This is a genomic window from Cognaticolwellia aestuarii, from assembly GCF_002000025.1.
GTDB classification, from domain to species: domain Bacteria; phylum Pseudomonadota; class Gammaproteobacteria; order Enterobacterales; family Alteromonadaceae; genus Cognaticolwellia; species Cognaticolwellia aestuarii.
This window is the reverse complement of the sequence record NZ_MUZV01000017.1, coordinates 44549-61978: the sequence shown is the minus strand read 5'-3', so window position 1 is coordinate 61978 and position 17430 is coordinate 44549. Positions and strand designations below refer to the sequence as shown.

The 17430-nt window shown below is 38.9% G+C and carries 12 protein-coding genes and 1 rRNA gene; 5 read left to right on the top strand and 8 right to left on the bottom strand.

What is annotated here, in order from left to right; all coding sequences use genetic code 11:
- Window positions 1-73: ribosomal RNA gene (locus B0169_RS18075) — 16S ribosomal RNA — on the bottom strand; the annotation flags it as partial.
- A 1032-nt stretch (window positions 74-1105) separates the two neighbouring features.
- Window positions 1106-2950 (bottom strand): methyl-accepting chemotaxis protein, encoded by a 1845-nt coding sequence (locus B0169_RS18070; RefSeq protein WP_077288310.1) that lies wholly within the window; start codon window positions 2948-2950, stop codon window positions 1106-1108.
- 220 nt (window positions 2951-3170) lie between these two features.
- On the opposite strand from B0169_RS18070, the gene oxyR reads away from it, so the two are divergent.
- Window positions 3171-4070, top strand: coding sequence for a DNA-binding transcriptional regulator OxyR (gene oxyR / locus B0169_RS18065; RefSeq protein WP_077288309.1), 900 nt, complete (start codon window positions 3171-3173; stop codon window positions 4068-4070).
- A 207-nt stretch (window positions 4071-4277) separates the two neighbouring features.
- Here oxyR and ahpF read toward each other — a convergent pair whose 3' ends face one another.
- Window positions 4278-5879 (bottom strand): alkyl hydroperoxide reductase subunit F, encoded by a 1602-nt coding sequence (ahpF, locus tag B0169_RS18060; protein WP_077288308.1) that lies wholly within the window; start codon window positions 5877-5879, stop codon window positions 4278-4280.
- A 99-nt stretch (window positions 5880-5978) separates the two neighbouring features.
- Window positions 5979-6548: an alkyl hydroperoxide reductase subunit C gene (gene ahpC / locus B0169_RS18055; RefSeq protein ID WP_077288307.1), complete on the bottom strand. Its 570-nt coding sequence runs from the start codon at window positions 6546-6548 to the stop codon at window positions 5979-5981.
- A gap of 258 nt (window positions 6549-6806) precedes the next feature.
- On the opposite strand from ahpC, the gene B0169_RS18050 reads away from it, so the two are divergent.
- The gene (locus B0169_RS18050; protein WP_143323596.1) at window positions 6807-7028 is read left to right on the top strand and encodes a hypothetical protein; all 222 of its coding nucleotides are present in this window, start codon (window positions 6807-6809) and stop codon (window positions 7026-7028) included.
- 55 nt (window positions 7029-7083) lie between these two features.
- On the opposite strand, the gene B0169_RS18045 is transcribed toward B0169_RS18050, so the two are convergent.
- From B0169_RS18045 to B0169_RS18030, 4 genes are all read right to left on the bottom strand, one after another.
- Window positions 7084-7836, bottom strand: coding sequence for a substrate-binding periplasmic protein (locus tag B0169_RS18045; protein WP_158077127.1), 753 nt, complete (start codon window positions 7834-7836; stop codon window positions 7084-7086).
- Window positions 7837-7966: 130 nt separating this feature from the next.
- A complete protein-coding gene (locus B0169_RS18040) occupies window positions 7967-9532 on the bottom strand; it encodes an N-acyl-D-amino-acid deacylase family protein (RefSeq protein ID WP_077288304.1) in 1566 nt (521 codons plus the stop codon).
- 7 nt (window positions 9533-9539) lie between these two features.
- Window positions 9540-10724, bottom strand: coding sequence for a M14 family metallopeptidase (locus B0169_RS18035; protein ID WP_077288303.1), 1185 nt, complete (start codon window positions 10722-10724; stop codon window positions 9540-9542).
- A 91-nt stretch (window positions 10725-10815) separates the two neighbouring features.
- Window positions 10816-13767, bottom strand: a complete 2952-nt coding sequence (locus tag B0169_RS18030) for a TonB-dependent receptor domain-containing protein (protein WP_077288302.1) — start codon at window positions 13765-13767, stop codon at window positions 10816-10818.
- A gap of 373 nt (window positions 13768-14140) precedes the next feature.
- Here B0169_RS18030 and gltS point away from each other — a divergent pair, with 373 nt between their 5' ends.
- The 3 genes from gltS to dgcN all read left to right on the top strand — a co-directional run bounded on the left by gltS (window position 14141) and on the right by dgcN (window position 17400).
- Complete coding sequence (gene gltS, locus B0169_RS18025) at window positions 14141-15355, top strand: sodium/glutamate symporter (protein ID WP_077288301.1); 1215 nt, start codon at window positions 14141-14143, stop codon at window positions 15353-15355.
- A 39-nt stretch (window positions 15356-15394) separates the two neighbouring features.
- On the top strand, window positions 15395-16279 hold the full coding sequence (locus tag B0169_RS18020) for a LysR family transcriptional regulator (RefSeq protein ID WP_077288300.1): 885 nt from the start codon (window positions 15395-15397) through the stop codon (window positions 16277-16279).
- 122 nt (window positions 16280-16401) lie between these two features.
- Entirely contained in the window at window positions 16402-17400 is a 999-nt protein-coding gene (dgcN, locus tag B0169_RS18015) for an N-acetyltransferase DgcN (protein WP_077288299.1), read from the top strand.
- Window positions 17401-17430: the final 30 nt, after the last annotated feature.

Genomic DNA, 17430 nt, shown 5'->3' with positions numbered 1-17430 from the left:
GTTTCCGCTCGACTTGCATGTGTTAAGCCTGCCGCCAGCGTTCAATCTGAGCCATGATCAAACTCTTCAATTAAAAATCGTTTGTGCATCAACAACTGATGCTGCTCAATGAATTCTGTCGTGTTTCTATCTATCCGACTAAAGAAGATAAAAACTACATAAAACGTATATTTAAATCCGAAGACCTAAATGATACTTGTTTTGTGTGACATCATATTAAGCTGTTTTTTTGTTACGTTCTTTCCGAGGAAATAGGTAACTATGTAAAATCAACGTTAATGTGAGTGTCCACACAAATTGCATGATAACTAATTGTTAAAGAACGTATCATCAAAGATGATACCGATATAAAATCTCATTCGCTCTATACCGTAAGTAATTCGTTGCTGCAGGCCTTGCCTGAAGCGAGATGCGCATTCTACGCAACTCAGTTTTAATGTCAACGTTTTATTTGAATTTATTTTAAAAGTTTTTAAAACTTTCAAAACCAACCTTTTAAAACGTTAAGTTAATCAAATCAGCCGAAACTGCGTGAGATAACTTATTAAAACCGCCTCTTCGGCTTGTCCCGAAGAAGTGGAGCGCATTTTAGAGATTTATCGCCCCACGTCAACCGCTAATTGCAATTAAATTGATAAAAGTGGTTTGTTTGCTTTTTATTTGTACAACCCTTACCGTGGCTGTGTTTTAAATATGCAAATCGCGGTAAAACCAACCACTTTTCTTACAGGTAATTAAAACAAAGGCACTTAAGTAATAAACAAGCTTTACAAATTAACTGCTGAATAGGCAAGTTTAATATGGTTTTAGTTAAATTATCGATTGTAATCGTTATTTATCCCTACGTTTAAATTGAACATTAGCGGCAAAAGTATAGTTAATTGCCATGTTTCTTATATAGAACAGTTATTGTTAAAGATGATCGGTATGTTCCAAGGGCAGGAAAGCACTCTTAGTAAATAACTTAATCTATTTACTAAGAGTAGCCGAGGTGTATATTCACTTATTTCTGTATCAGGGAATAAATTTTTCAAAATTCTGTTTTTATAAAGCCTGAATACAATACACCGTAATGCAGACTTTATATGATTAGCGAAATAAGCCGCTATTTTATTTTAAAGATACTTGCTTCTTGGTGCAGTTCACTCGCTAGTGCCGCTACATCATCACTAGCTATTGAGTTTTCTTGTGAGTCACTAGCAACCTGCTCACCGATATCACGAATACGAATAATATTTTCATCAACTTCTTTAACCACGATTGATTGTTGCTCAACAGCTGTTGCAACTAGTACTGTCATTTCTGCAATCGCGTTTACATCCGTAATAATCTCGTTTAGAACCTCTTCTGTTTCTTGTGCTTGCGTGACACTATTCAACCCCTGTGCTTTACAAATACCAACAGTATTAACGATCTCTGATGTTGTAACTTGTAATTCATTAATAATGTTCGTAATTTCAGCAGTAGAGTCTTGAGTTCTAATAGCTAAGGTTCTAACTTCATCAGCCACCACCGCAAACCCTCGGCCTTGCTCACCGGCTCTTGCTGCTTCGATAGCTGCATTCAGCGCTAACAGGTTAGTTTGATCCGCAATGCCTTTTATCACCTCAAGCACTGAGGTTATCCCATTGCTTTTCTCTTGTAGCTGAACAATTTCTTCACCTGCATTGATCAACTGTGCCGATAGCTCATTGATATTAACAACAGTACCATCAAGTTTCTCTTTCCCTTCTAGGGCTTTAACAGATGCTTCATCGGTTTTTTCTTTAGTTAAACGTGCATTGTTTGCTATTTCTCCGGCAACAATACCCATTTCAGTTACTGCTGTAGCGACCATGTCACTTTCATGTGATTGGTTAACAATGCCCTCTGTCGTTTTGGCCACACTTTTCGATACCACGGATGATGACACACTCAATGCGTCAACCGTTTGGTTAATACTTACAATTAAGGTTTGGAAATGTGCCATGAAGATATTAAATTCTTTCGAGATAGTACCAATTTCATCATGCCGCTCTTCTGTACGTTGAGTCAGGTCATTGCCTTTTCTTATTTCAGATATGCGCTTAGAAAAGCTATTTAGTGGTGCTATTATCTGTTGAGCAACAATTATTACCACAACAGCAATAAGTAAAGACACAATTAATGTTACCGCTAAATGTTGTGAGTGGCTTTGCTCAATGCTCTCGCTGATGTAACTATTCAATCGAGTAATTTCTTGCTTTAGCTCACTTTCAACATTATTGACAGCCGCGCGCATACTGCCACGAATACCCGAATTTTCATCAAGCCCTATAGTGTTTGATATTTCAAAATATTTTTTAAACTCATTTATATAAGTGCTGAGTAAGTTTTGACTAACACTAGTGGATAAACGTATTTTTAATTTATCGGCAGTATCTAAAAGTCGTCCGAGGTATTTTTCTTCATGGCGTAAAATAAAGTCCTTCTCATGCCTTCTTAACGTTAAAAGGTATATATGTGACTCATAATCATTAACAGCTGCAATATTTTCTTCCAAGGAATGGGTAACATTTCTGAGTTTGCCATAAAAGCCTGAATTTCTGTCTAAGCCCTGTGCTGTTGAGGCAGCTATTAACTGTTCAAATATCTGTTGATAGTTTTGTAAACCATTTTTGATAACCGACAATTTAGTTCCAGAAAAATCTGTGGTAACTAGACGTTGTTCCAAACCATTAATCAGCTGCAATGCATGCTTAAAGGTGTTACTAAATGTTTGTTGGTATTTGACATTTTTACGTAATAAGAAATCTTTTTCACTGCGACGCAATTGTAGCATGGCAATCTGTAGGTCTTTCAGTTCTGATTTTATCTCAACTAAATTTGTCACTTTAGTTTGGTTTGCAGCGTTTTCAAGGTACAAACCTAAGAGACCTAAAATAACTAAGGACACGATAACGTATAGCTTTTGCTTAATAGTCAGTTTCATAAAAAATCTCAACAGCGTAGAAGAATGGAAGTAATTGACAATATTATAAAATCTATTTACTCACTCCGCTATATTTTAACTGTTTATCTTTCGAACAAAAATATAAATCAACTTATGAACAGCTGATTAATAAAAATATTACTGTTGTACTAGCTAACCATAAATGAGCAAGTTAACATTAATAAAACAATCTAATGCTAAGTATTGATAGTTTATAATTATGATAAAAATTCGTGACCTAGAGTACTTAACAGCCATTGCTGAATATAAACATTTTGGCCATGCTGCAGATGCTTGCTTCGTTAGTCAGCCAACATTAAGTGGGCAAATTCAAAAGCTTGAACAGCAACTTAAATTAACCTTAATTGAACGACAGCCTCGTAATGTTATGCTGACGCCAGCAGGTGAGAAGCTAGTACAACAAGCAAGGCAGGTGCTCAACGCGGCGAAAAATTTTGAAGAGGCAGCTAAGTCACTTCTCGATCCCCTATCGGGCGATTTACATATTGGCTTAATTCCAACGTTAGCTCCCTATGTTTTGCCACATATAATGCCAACGTTAAATAGTCAGCTCGCCAGAATAAATTTCTATTTACATGAGAATAGAACACAAGACCTCCTACACCAGTTAGTCGCCGGCAAGCTCGATATTTTAATCTTACCTTGGCTACCTGAAATGGCCAGCTTTGAACGCTTTGACTTGTTCACTGAACCACTAGTTATGGCAACTTCGCCTTCGCATGAACTAGCAAATAAAACTAAAGTGACTTTTGATGATTTGCACAATCAAAAAATACTTACCTTAGAAGATGGTCATTGTTTACGGGATCAAGCAATGGGTTATTGCTTTAGCGCAGGTGCGGAAGAAGACCATAGCTTTAGGGCTACGAGCTTAGAAACTTTACGATACATGGTGGCAAGTAATATGGGCATCACTCTTTTACCGCAACTAGCGACTATTAACTATGTTCCTCAGCAACATATTCACTATATCCCTTTTGAACATCCGCAGCCGGTACGTGAAATAGTATTACTTTGTCGGGTAGGTTACGCTCGAATGGAGAGTGTCAGAGCAATTGTCAAAGAAGTGAGAAAAGCTGTTGATGGCCTGTTTAATTAATGCATAGCATGTGAATTGAATATTGTATTGAGTATCGTTTAAATTACTAGCCCTTTAAGCGGTATCTTAAATGTCCAAACACGATAAACAGCATAAATAAAACGTAAAAACGCTACCGTTAATAACGATAGCGTTTATTTTTCATTTGTTGTCTATTTGGATAGCAATTGACATTTAATGGCAGCTTTATCGATTAATTCTGGTGAATTACGCCGCAGCCTCATTAGCACTAACGGTATTTTCTAATGGGTTTGGCGTTCTTATCAAGTAGTCAAAAGCCCCTAAAGCCGCTGTTGCCCCACTACCCATAGCGATAATAATTTGCTTATAAGGTGTATCTGTTACGTCGCCTGCAGCATAAACACCGGCCATATTAGTTTCACCTTTTTGATTAACCATAACTTCACCACGCTCGGTTAAATCAATAGTACCTTGTAAAAATTGTGAATTAGGTACTAAGCCAATCTGGACGAATATGCCGGCAAGTTCGATACTTTCTTGCTTATCTGTCGCACGATTAAGATAGTTAAGCCCTGTTACATGCTTACCATTACCTAATACTTCGGTAGTTTGTGCATTAACGATAATTTTAACATTAGATAAAGAGCGCGCTTTATTTTGCAATACTGCATCAGCACGCAATACTGAATCAAACTCCAAAACAGTTACATGTTCAACAATACCCGCTAAGTCAATAGCAGCTTCAATACCTGAGTTACCACCACCAATAACGGCGACAGACTTTCCTTTAAATAAAGGCCCGTCACAATGAGGGCAATAAGCAACACCTTTACCGCGATATTCTTGCTCACCTGTTACGTTCATTTCTCTCCATCGTGCACCGGTGGCAATAATGGTTGAACGTGTTTGTAAGGTAGCGCCATTCTCTAACTCGACAGTGATTAAGCCACCTTCAACGTCACTTTCAATGATATTTTTTACTCGTTGATTATTCATAATATCAACATCATAGTCATTAACATGGTTTTCTAAACTGGCTACCAATTTGGGGCCCTCGGTAGCGCTAACTGAAATAAAGTTTTCAATCGCCATCGTATCTTGTACTTGGCCGCCAAATCGGTCTGCAACAATACCGGTACGAATACCTTTACGTGCACTATATATAGCTGATGCTGCACCAGCTGGACCGCCACCTATCACCAATAAGTCAAAAGCTTCTTTATTGTTAATGGCTTTTGCTTGTCTTGCACCCGCATTAGTATCTACTTTATTTAAGATCTCGGTTACTGTCATGCGACCTTGACCAAAAGCTTTACCATTTAGGTAAACCGCAGGTACAGATAAAATATCACGCTGATAAACTTCTTCTTGGAATAATGCGCCATCAACCATCACGTGTTTAATTTGTGGGTTGATTGCTGCCATCATGTTAAGCGCTTGCACTACGTCAGGACAGTTTTGACAACTTAGCGAGATATAGGTTTCAAAGCTATATTCGCCCTCTAGTGCTGCTACTTGCTCAATAACGGCTTTATCAAGTTTAATTGGGTGGCCACCACTATGTAATAGCGCTAACACTAATGAGGTGAATTCATGCCCCATCGGCACACCTGCAAAGCGCATTTCGCCACCCGTTTTTACCGACTTTACTAGCATTGACGGCACACGTTCGTTGCTTGCATCTGCCGCAACTACCGTTACTAAAGGTGACATTTGAGCGATCTCTGCCACTAATGCTTCTAACTCTTTTGATTTAACGTCATCACCTAAAAATACTGACAATTCAACTGCCGAGGTTAAATTTTGTAAATAGGTCGTTAGTTGTTGCTTTAAATTCGTATCTAACATGGTTTATTCCTTGGAATTGATTGTATTGGAGAATTTCTAGTACTGCTTGGAAAATACCGCGACATTATTTATTAATATCGCGGCAAGTTAAGGCTCAGTTTAGATTTTGCCAACTAAGTCTAGTGATGGCGTTAACGTTTCTGCACCTGGCTGCCATGCAGCTGGACATACTTCACCATCGTGGTCAGCTACATATTGTGCAGCTTGGATTTTACGTACTAATTCTTTTGCTGAACGGCCAATGCCTAGGTCATGTATCTCAGCAATTTTGATTTCGCCTTCAGGATTAACAACAAATGTTCCACGAAGTGCTAGGCCGTCATCTTCAATCATGACACCAAAATTACGCGTAATTTGTCCTGTTGGGTCGCCAATCATCGGGTAGTTAATTTTACCAATCGTATCTGAGCTAGCGTGCCATGCTTTGTGAGTGAAGTGTGTATCAGTTGATACTGAGTAAACTTCAACACCCATTTCTTGTAATTGAGCGTAATGGTCAGCCATGTCACCTAATTCAGTAGGACATACAAAAGTAAAATCCGCTGGGTAGAAAAAGAATACCGCCCACTTACCAGCAATATCTGCTTCTGATACTTCGACAAATTCGCCATTACTAAATGCTGTTGCGTTAAACGGTTGAATAGTTGAGTTGATAATTGATTTGTACATGTCTATCTCCACTTGTTTGTTTAAAAATATGAGTACTTATTAAGTTGGGATAATGATACGACAAGATTTAAAATAGAAACAATCGTTTGAATTTATCATTGCAATAGGAAATAACTATCGTAAATTAATAATGGGAATAGAAACTAGCATGTTGTTTTCTGATGAACACTTGCTTGACGAGCGTTGTGCTATAACTTTGCTTTATATCTTGGCAAAGTTTTACTCCTGTTCAAGCAGCAACACGAAGTAGAAAATGTAATGAGCAATACTGTTACTATTATCACTGACTGGGCGAGCGACATGAATATTTCACAAAGACAAAAAAATCAACAAGTAAATGAAAATGAATTGGGCTATATTACAATGGAAAGTGGGAGTCATAACGACAAAAGCGACGTGGTTGCCACAGAAGTATTACTCAAAAAAGTGCTCACTTTGTTGGATGACAGCAGCCCGAACTACATCCTAGGTTATAACTAATATAACAGCTTGATTAGCTAGATTATTAACAAAGTAACCACATCAGACCTAACCGCTATTTATTTAATGATTTTTCATATACTTCAGCATAATGATTAAGCCGAATGGTAAGTAAGTCTTTATTCTTAATTGCTTTTGCAATAATTTGCTGAAGTTCATGCTGACGCTTTACCAATACAGAATGGCTTGATATAGCAAGATAATGACGTGCTTCAATATTGGGTTGGTAAGGCGTTTGCACGATATTATTGTCGATATCCGCTTTTGCTAACAAAGGTAGTGTGCTTTGCTCATAATGAATAAAGGCATCAATACGGCCACGCAATAACAATTCAATATTTTGCATCACACCGGAGGCTTTAAATTTATCGATCGTTTTATCTTCATCGAACACTTTAAAGTACTTGGCATAACGATTCACACCAATGTGCTTTCCAGATAGGTCTTGATAACTTTTAATTTTATTTTGGTCTTTCTTTAAGGTAAAAAGGCGATATGAAAGTTGCTCATAGTGCGGCATGATATAAATAAATTCATCTTGTCGTGCTTCCGTTTTTTGAATACCGACAATTAAATCTAATTCACCACTTTTAATTTGTGCAATTCGCCGCGCAAATGGCATCGTTGATAACTCAAGAGTGACATTAAGTTTATCAGCAAAATATTGTAAATATTTACTGTGTAAGCCTGTTCTAAACTCTTCTGCGACAGCAGCCCTAATAACAGGTTTTATCGCTTCATTACCATAACTGTACTGACATAAAAATAGAGTGATGAAAACAATAAAACGTTTAATTAGCTTATCCACAATAACTCATTAACTTATCCGCCCTAGCTTAATAAGTTAACGACTATAACTCATTAGCTAGAACACAACAGCTTAATAAATAAACAATCAGTTCAAAAGCGACGACTTTTTTATGTGGATAAGATATGTACTAGTGAACAAATTTACCAGCGAGCTTTTCTTGATAGCGGCTACCCTTGATAACGTGCTGGCCATTAATCCATACTTGTTCAACGCCTGACGAGTATTTATTCCAGTTAGAAAAGTCAGCGTTCGCCGAAAACTCATCCGTATCAAAGACAATAATATCTGCAATATTACCTAGTTTAAGTTCGCCACGATCTTTAAACCCCAAAATCTTTGCTGTGCTACTTGAACTTTGCTTAATAAATTCGCCCAAAGTGAGTAAAGACTTTTTTTGTACATATTGCTGATATTTCTGTGGGAAGCTAGCATATTTACGTGGATGACCATTAGTGCCATCTGAAGACGTGACCACCCAAGGTTGAACCATAAAATTTTCAACGTCAGCATCAGACATATTAAATGATGCAACGCGAACTTCGCCTTCTTGCACCAATTGTATTGCGGCAGTAACAGGATCTATTGCCCTTTTCTTGGCAACTTGCGCTAATGTTAACCCCACTAATTCAGTATCTTCAAAGGCTGTGATCAGCAATGAGGTTGGTCCGCCTCGACGACGTATGTTTTCTTTAATTTCACGGGTAAGTTTTTCGGTTAAATTGCGATCATTCAAGCGTTGGTGAAAAGCCTGTTTTGAATCAGCCATTACCCACTTAGGCATAACCGCACTGTGTAGCTTAGTGCCTGAAGCAAGCCATGGATATTGATCAGCTGAAATACTAATTCCTTTTGCTTTTGCGTGTTCAATCTTTGCAATCGCGAGGCTGCTTTGCCCCCAAACATCAACACCTAACGCTTTAATATGAGCTAGGTGTAGATGAATATTAGCCGCATCCGCAATATTAATAGCTTCTTCTAATGCGGCAATAAAGCCGATATTAAAAGTGCTTTCATCACGCAAGTGTGTGTCATAAATACCCTGGTATTTACTCGCTACTTTGGCAAGCGTAACAACTTCTTCGGTATTCGCAAAACTTCCTGGTACATAATATAGCCCGGTTGATAAGCCCAACGCGCCTGCCTCCATAGCCTGAGTAAGTAACTGTGACATTTCAGCGAGCTCCTCAGCATTAGCAAAACGCTGTGCCCGCCCCATCACTTGTTCTCGTACACTGCCATGCCCAACTAATAAAGCCACGTTAGTACCTATGCCATTGGCTTCAAGTTCAGCAGCTGTTTTTGCAATATCAACAGGGCCTTCGCCGTCATTGCCATTAACAACGGTAGTAACCCCTTGCGTTAGGTAATTTAAATTATGATTTTTATCTTGGCTATAAAGCTCTTCTAATGTGTGAGTGTGAGGATCGATAAAACCAGGGCTAACCACTTTACCACTTACATCAACAATATTTTTTGCTGTAACTTGGTGCTTTCCTGAAGAATAGAGGCCACAAATATGATTACCACAAATAGCGACATCAACTGCTTGTGGCTGAATATTATCGCCAGTATAAACTTGACCGTTAATGAGCAAAGTATCAACCTGTTGCGCTTTATCGCCAAGGCAACCTGTCATGAGAAATACACTACTCACTAATACTGCAGTATAAAAAATTTTAGCCTTATTTTTCATTAAGTTGTTACTCTTTATTATGGTCAACGTTTGCTAGCAAGGTTTGCATCAATAATATCGATGCATTAGTGGCAATAATGTCTATGTTATCACGATTGGTTTCGTCTCCCATTTCATAGGTTATCGCATGAACTTGATAGTTATCAGCAAAGTATTGCTTTGAAACTCCGTTGTTAGGGCGATTACCTGGCTTTTGTATAACATCAAAATTTGGCATTGCTTTATCTAATGCGCCAAGCCAATGTTTAACAAAATAGCGATCTTCTACACCATAATCAGTTGGCATAGTATAAAAAACATCATGCTGTGTTGAATGAAAATCAACAGCAAACTTAATTTTTGCACCGCTGGCCACTAACTGCTGTAAATACTGGTGTACTTGTTGAGTCTCGGGTTGTTTAAAGGTTATCCAATCACGGTTTAAATCAACGCCATTGGCATTATGACGCCAATTACCCATCGCCACACCATCAGGATTTAAGTTAGGAATAACTAACAAATTATAATTTTTACGAAAATATTCAGCTAATGGATTATCAGCCAATAAAGTTTCCACAAAAGGAAACAATGCTAATGCCCCTGTAATCTCCGGCGGATGTAATCGCCCTAAGATAACAAGCCATTCATTACTCTCACCACGACTTTCTATTTTATAAATCGGTCGACCTTGCTGCGAGGTACCTAATTGTTGATGTGTGATATGAGCCGTTTTTTGTAATTTTTTTGCCCAATCAACATAATATTGATTATCAATCACTTCTTGCCCAGCTATATATACCGGTTTTGTTGAAGCCTTAATGTTAAGTATTAACTGTTTATTACGATACTTATGTGGATATACCGACCAAGTTTTCATGTCTTGGCTAAATTTAGGTAAGTAGCGATTATCACGGTTACCACTAATTTTAATATTAACCGTAATATCTGTTGCGGTATCCGCTTCAATTTTAAAAGCATACCAAGGGCTTGGATTAATCGGCGTATTTTCCGGTGTAATGGTGATTAAGTAATTATTATCAGCCAATACCTGACATTCATCCATACGGCTTGCTTCAAAATCAGCTATTAAGCGCACAGCACCGGTATCACAAGTTTGTTGATTGTCATGTTGGTCAAGCACAAGTGTTTTTGTGCATGATGTTAAGAATACAATGACCAACAATCCTGTGGAAATAGTGAATAACTTTTTCATAATTACATCTTCTACGTCTGATTAACTACATTAAAAATAAGGCTCGAGCGCTGATCACGCGTCGAGCCATCATGACATTAAGAATTTACGGTTAAAACTTCTTATTGATATTCATATAAAAATAACGCCCTAAACTTGAATGAACACTACTATTATAACCAAATGATTCATCAGCAATCGGTGGCTTTTTATCGGTTAAGTTTTTAATTCCTAATGTGACTTTAGTTTTTTCCATCACACTTTTAGGTAAACGATAATTCACATAAGTGTCTACTTTTGAGAAGCTATCAACCTGATATTTAAAGTCTTGCTCACCAATAGAGTAATCTAAGCTGGTATCTTCAAAACCACTCACGTAGCGATACCTTAAACCAGCACCCCAAGCAGCTTTACGCCAATCAAGAGAAGATGTTACTCGCCATTCTGGACGACCATTTTGACCAATTAAATCACCGCTGCCCGTAATTGTAATTTCATCACCACTATATTTTAGAGCATCAACAAGCCCTTGATCACTAGAGTTTTGTGCGGCAATTATTTGGGTTGTCACATCATCAGCTAATTGAGTAAATTTCATTAATTTAGCCGCATTAGCTTTGAACTTAAACTTACCTAAGCCCGTTTCTAAGTCATAAGTAATACCGATATCTAACCCTGATGATTCTCGATCTTGTAAATTAACATAATCATTTTGTATCGCGACCACTTCGTTATCATCACCACCACGGGTGATCAGCGTATTGCCATCACCTGTTGGGTCTTGATAACGTAACATGGCATCATATAATAATTGAGTTTGAGAGTTGATTAAACCGACGGTATCGGTTTGGTCAAGCTGCCACCAATCAGCAGTAAATGTCAGGTTTTTAGTAGGTTGAATAACAAACCCCCAACTGAGGTTTTCACTTTCCTCTGGTTTTAATTTATCACTACCACTGCGAACCTCTAAAACGCCGTATCGAGAATCAGTAACAGGATCGCTACGCGTATTTAAGCGTGAAATATCGACCGCGACTACTTGCGGTAAACCTGGGGCCTTAAAACCTTCCGCGTATGAGGCTCTAAATTGTACATAATCATTTATGATCCAAGATAATGCTGCCTTAGGTTTCATGATGTCACCAACGTCAGAAAAACGTTCGTAACGTGCAGCTATCTGCATATCCAATCGCTCAATAAAAGGCAAACCTTCAAGCAGTGGCACAGCAAATTCAGTGTAGGCAGAAAAAACATTGCGGCTACCGGCAGCATCAGGCGTCGGGCTACTACCTAAAACAACACTAGCAAATTGGTCTTCATCTTTTGCGCCACCCAAAATATCTAAAAATTGTTCATTCGTATTTAACGTATCTGAACGCACATCAAAAAAACTTTCATAACGGTATTCAACGCCTGCAGCAAAGCCTACATCGCCAGCAGGTAACTCAAAAATATCAGCTTTTGATATTTTAAAATCAAAAAGTGCTAGCTCTGTTTCACTCTCACGCACCACATCAATCATAAAACTATCAATAACTGACTGACTATTGCCCGTTGGATCACCGATATTGGTATTATTAATATCAGCACCATTGAATACATCATAAGCTGTGGCTTGATTAGTACTGTTAATCGCCTCCTGAAAACGCTGAGTATGAATGCGGTTTGCTTTATCTTCAGTATTCGCTTTTGAATAAAGCACAGCGCTATCCCAGTCCCATTCATTAAAATAACCACGTAAACCCGTTAATAAACGATAACTGGTATCAGTAACTTCTATGTTACGAGGCCCGGTATCAACTGGACGGTATTTTCTTAATGAAACTTCTTCACCAAAAGGATTGTAAAAAGCATTTTCTGAAATAGTAAAACGTTGTGAAGTAAGATTTGCCGTTTGCTCACGTACCCTATCAGCTTTTGCATAGTAATAAAGAGCCTCACTATAGAGCTCAATTTCGTCATTCACTTGATGTGTTAACATGCCGTAAAAATTTGCTCGCTCAACACCTGAACTTAAAGAGCGTTCACTATTCCGGTCATAGCCATCACTTGAAGGCTGGCTACCACGATCAACACACACACCTCCTACATCTAATGCCGTGGTTGGATTGCCGCGAGAGTCTGAGTTTTCACAGCCGGATAAAGTATCGGGTTGTAAATGAAAGGTACCTAAAGTAGCGGTATTAAATTCTCCCCAAGGCGTTGAAGAATTTAAGTTGTGTAAATCGTTGTTTCCGTAAATGGGGTTACCTTCATCATCGGTTCCCGTGATAATTACTTCATCAGGAAAGCGACTATTTTCACGCAAATCCGCACTTTTTGCGTAAGACTTTTCGCTGGCCATAATCATTTCGCGTTTGTAGTAACCAGCAGACATTGAAATATGCGTTTTGTCTTCATTTAGAAAAAAACCTGTAGCGCCACTTAAATTTAAAATATCGCGCTCGGTGCCTTCTTCAGTTCCATAGTTTAAATTAAGTTCTGCACCTTCATAATTGTCTTTAAGCGCGTAATTAACCACGCCAGCAACAGCGTCTGAGCCATAAATAGCCGCAGCACCATCACGCAAAATCTCCACTCGCTTTAATCCACGAACAGGTAAAGTATTAGCATTGGCGGTGGTAACAGGCACAAAGTTTTCTGATTGTGTACCCGGATGCAGAACTAAACGGCGGCCATTAAGTAAAACCAAGGTATTACCCGTTCCTAAGCCACGTAAGTTATAAGATGAAACATCGCCACGTGCATCGTTAACACCCCCCACTGCGCGAGAACTGTTAAACGCTACATCGCCCTGCTGCGGAATATCAGCGAGTAATTCAGCACCAGAAATAGCACCACTGTTTTCAATATCTTCAGCAGAAATAGCCGTGACAGGTAAAGCGCCGGTATCATGGTTAACTTTAATATGAGAGCCTATAACACTAATACGCTCGACATCCTTTACTTTCACCGCTTCTTCAGCGTTAGCTTGTTGAATTAAAGCAGTTTGCGCTGCTAATGCCGTCATTACGCAAAAGCTTAGGTGCTTCAGTTTAGGTTTATTTCTCGCTATTTCTTTCATTACTCTCACCGCCCTATGTTGCATTTAGTCTATTGTAAATGTCGGATATATTTTTACCGATCGTTGTTATTAAGCTCACCATGCCGAATTTATAGGCGCAATACCATTGACTCTTCGTTTACAACCCATAACCTAAAGTTATAGCAAAGTTACACATTCAAGTATTTATTTAACATTTTATGCTAAGCTGCGGCGCAAAAATTAATGTCCATTATTTTTTGTAATGACTGTTCAAGTCGCAAGGTACAGCTTTTGGTTATGACACACTAAAACTTTTGAACTGCTGTTCTATTGTTTAGCTCTTTACAATCAAATTTAGGTTCATGCGCAAAAAACAACTAAAAATACCACATTAAAAAGGTAATATGCTGATATGAATATTGAAATTTCTACCACTGAAACTTTATTAGTTTCTTTGTTAATACTTTTTGCTGGTTATTACCTTAACAGTAAAATTGCTTTCCTTAAAAACAACAACATTCCTGAGCCCGTGGTCGGTGGTATCGCATTTTCTATCCTTGCTGCTATTGCACATATCTATTTTAATGTTAGCTTCCAATTCGACATGGCATTTAAAACCCCATTAATGACGGTGTTTTTTACCACGGTTGGGCTAGGTGCAAGTTTTAGCTTACTGATCAAAGGCGGTCCGAAAGTCGCACTTTTTCTTGGTGTCGCTACAGTATACCTACTCGTGCAAAATGCTGTTGGCGTTTCTATTGCTACAGCAACAGGCATGGACCCGTTAATGGGCTTGATCGGTGGTTCGGTCACACTCTCAGGCGGACACGGTAACGGCGCAACCTACGCTGACTTGTTTATTAATGACTATGGTATGCACAGTAGTGTCTTTGAACTGGCGATGGCCGCAGCTACACTCGGCCTGATACTTGGTGGTTTAGTCGGTGGCCCGGTCAGTAAACGTTTAATTAAAAAATATAATCTGAAATCTGATACCTCATATCATGAGGAGCTCGATGACACGATCACCTTTGACCCCGAAGATCACGACTTAGTTACTCCTAGAAAAATGATGGAAACTTTGTTCGTTATTTTGCTATGTATGTATTTAGGTCGTATGGGATATGACGCATTAAAAGCTATTGATGTTATTCTACCGGCCTTTTTAATTCCGTTATTGTTTGGTGTGGTGATTACTAACCTGACCGAATTTACCAAGGTTTACAAAGTAAGTCGGGCTTGTATCGATCTCTGGGGCACCATGGCGCTCTCTATATTTCTCGCCATGGCATTAATGTCATTAAAAATTTGGGAGTTAGTCAGCTTAGCTGGCCCAATGATTTTTATGATTTTAGTTCAGGCTGTCATGTTAATGTTATTTGCTTACTTCATTACCTTCAGGGTAATGGGTAAAAACTATAACGCTGCTATTATGGCTGGCGGTCATTGTGGTTTTGGCTTAGGTGCAACACCAACAGCGGTGGCAAATATGGAGTCATTAGTGTCACGTCACGGCCCTTCACCACAAGCATTTTTAGTGGTGCCTTTGGTGGGTGCCTTTTTTATTGATATTACCAATGCTTTGATTATACAGTTATATTTAAGCATGCCATTTGTAAGTGGTTAAGTAATTCACCTAAGCAAATAACTTTACCGAGGACGTTAAATGCGCTTACGACACATTGAAATTTTTCATGCCATTTACACTACCGGTTCGATTACCAATGCAGCAAAAATACTGCATGTATCGCAACCTTCTGTCAGTAAAGTTTTATCACACGCCGAGTTACAACTCGGCTTCAATCTTTTTCTACGTGTTAAGGGCCGCCTGATCCCAACGGATGAAGCAGAAATGCTATTTGATGAAGTTGATAAGATTTATCAACAAATGCGTTCGATAAAAAATACCGCACAAAACATCAAAAAATCTGAGTTTGGCAGTATTAGCTTAGGGGTTACACCCGCATTAGGCTTTGACGCTATTCCGAATGTTATTGCTCATTATCACCAAGATTACCCCAATGTAACCTTTGATATTCAAACCATTCACAATGACGCGGTTATGCAGTCATTACTTGAACATAAATGTGACTTAGCTATTTTGTTTTCGCCGCATAGCATGCCAGGCATTACCGCAATTCCTTTAGCTGAGTCAGAATTAGTGATTGTTTACCCAAAAGATAAGTTTCCTCATTGCCCAAATAAATTAACCCTTACCCAAGTGTGTGATTCTGAGTTTATCGATATTAGCGACAGTGGCCCCTTAGCCGAAATGCTATGGGCTCGCGTGATGAAAGAGGATATTGATTTTACCTCCTCAATTAAAGTTCAAACCTATTTTATTGCTGCAAGATTAGTCGCGCGAGGCTTAGGGGTTTGCGTTGTTGATCGCTATACCGCTGAAGGTAATTTATCCGACAATGTTGCTATCGCCTCCTTCGAACCCGCTTTAACTTTTAATATCAGTGCAGTGCACCTCGAAAACCGTACCAAATCTAAAGTAATTGATGAATTCATACCTTACTTAAAACAAGGAATTTCAACTAGTTAAAAATCATCATAACCCTAGGTTATGATCGGTCAAAGCCTTCTCACTTTCAATGCATAGTCACTAAGATAAGCTCGGTGTAACAAAAAACGGTTACATCAGCTTTTAATTTTAGGAACACCATTATGCACATCGTTTCTCCTTACCTGTTATTCATCGGTGATGCCACCGACCAACTTTCGATAAAAATGGCACGCGGGGCCGCAGACTGGCGCCCAGAGCTTTGCATTGGAGAATATAGCGTTGCAGGATGTACTGTCACAACAGGCATAGAAAAAATGTCAATTGAACAAGCCGCTAAAAAAGGCGCTAAGTCATTTGTGCTCGGTTTTGCTAATAGCGGTGGTGTACTTGAAAAAAAATGGCTACCTTATATCCTCTCAGCCATGGACCACGGTATGGACATTGTTTCAGGGCTACATAATAAACTTTGTGATTTTCCAGAACTGGTCAATAAAGCACAGCAAACTCAACAGCAGTTGCTTGATATCCGACACCCAAAAGCAGAGTTTTCAACCGGTACTGGCGTAAAACGTTCGGGCAAACGCTTACTGACTGTCGGTACTGACTGTTCAGTAGGAAAGATGTATACCTCATTAAGCCTTGAAAAATCCATGAAGAAGTTAAACTTTGATGTCGATTTTCGTGCCACAGGCCAGTGCGGTATTTTAATTGCCGGTCAAGGTGTCGCTATCGATTGCGTGATCGCTGATTTTATATCTGGCGCTAGCGAATCGCTTTCTCCCAACAACAAACCTGAACATTGGGATATCATTGAAGGACAGGGGTCATTATCTCATCCGGCGTTTGCGGGTGTCAGTTTGGGCTTGTTGCATGGCTCACAGCCCGATGCATTGGTTATTTGTCACGACCTCAACCGCAGTCATATGCGCGGCCTGCCGGAGAGCCAATTCCCCAGTATTGCATCAACCATCAAGCTAAACTTACAGGCAGCAAAGCTTACTAATCCAGACGTAAAAGTCGTTGGCATTACCGTTAATACCTCTAGCGTCAGTATCGAAGAAGGGCAACGTATTTGTCAGCAATTGAGCACTGAATTCTCATTGCCATGTGTCGACCCAATGCGTGATGGCACGGATAGTATAGTAAAAACCTTGGTATAAATGGTGATATCGAGATGACTATTGAAAGAA

What these genes read in the sequence shown, in the direction of transcription:
- oxyR (WP_077288309.1), top strand. Translation starts at nt 3,171, where the DNA reads ATGATAAAAATTCGTGACCTAGAGTACTTAACAGCCATTGCTGAATAT.
- B0169_RS18070 (WP_077288310.1), bottom strand. Translation starts at nt 2,950, where the DNA reads ATGAAACTGACTATTAAGCAAAAGCTATACGTTATCGTGTCCTTAGTT.
- gltS (WP_077288301.1), top strand. Translation starts at nt 14,141, where the DNA reads ATGAATATTGAAATTTCTACCACTGAAACTTTATTAGTTTCTTTGTTA.
- B0169_RS18030 (WP_077288302.1), bottom strand. Translation starts at nt 13,767, where the DNA reads ATGAAAGAAATAGCGAGAAATAAACCTAAACTGAAGCACCTAAGCTTT.
- B0169_RS18035 (WP_077288303.1), bottom strand. Translation starts at nt 10,724, where the DNA reads ATGAAAAAGTTATTCACTATTTCCACAGGATTGTTGGTCATTGTATTC.
- dgcN (WP_077288299.1), top strand. Translation starts at nt 16,402, where the DNA reads ATGCACATCGTTTCTCCTTACCTGTTATTCATCGGTGATGCCACCGAC.
- ahpF (WP_077288308.1), bottom strand. Translation starts at nt 5,879, where the DNA reads ATGTTAGATACGAATTTAAAGCAACAACTAACGACCTATTTACAAAAT.
- B0169_RS18040 (WP_077288304.1), bottom strand. Translation starts at nt 9,532, where the DNA reads ATGAAAAATAAGGCTAAAATTTTTTATACTGCAGTATTAGTGAGTAGT.
- ahpC (WP_077288307.1), bottom strand. Translation starts at nt 6,548, where the DNA reads ATGTACAAATCAATTATCAACTCAACTATTCAACCGTTTAACGCAACA.
- B0169_RS18050 (WP_143323596.1), top strand. Translation starts at nt 6,807, where the DNA reads ATGAGCAATACTGTTACTATTATCACTGACTGGGCGAGCGACATGAAT.
- B0169_RS18020 (WP_077288300.1), top strand. Translation starts at nt 15,395, where the DNA reads ATGCGCTTACGACACATTGAAATTTTTCATGCCATTTACACTACCGGT.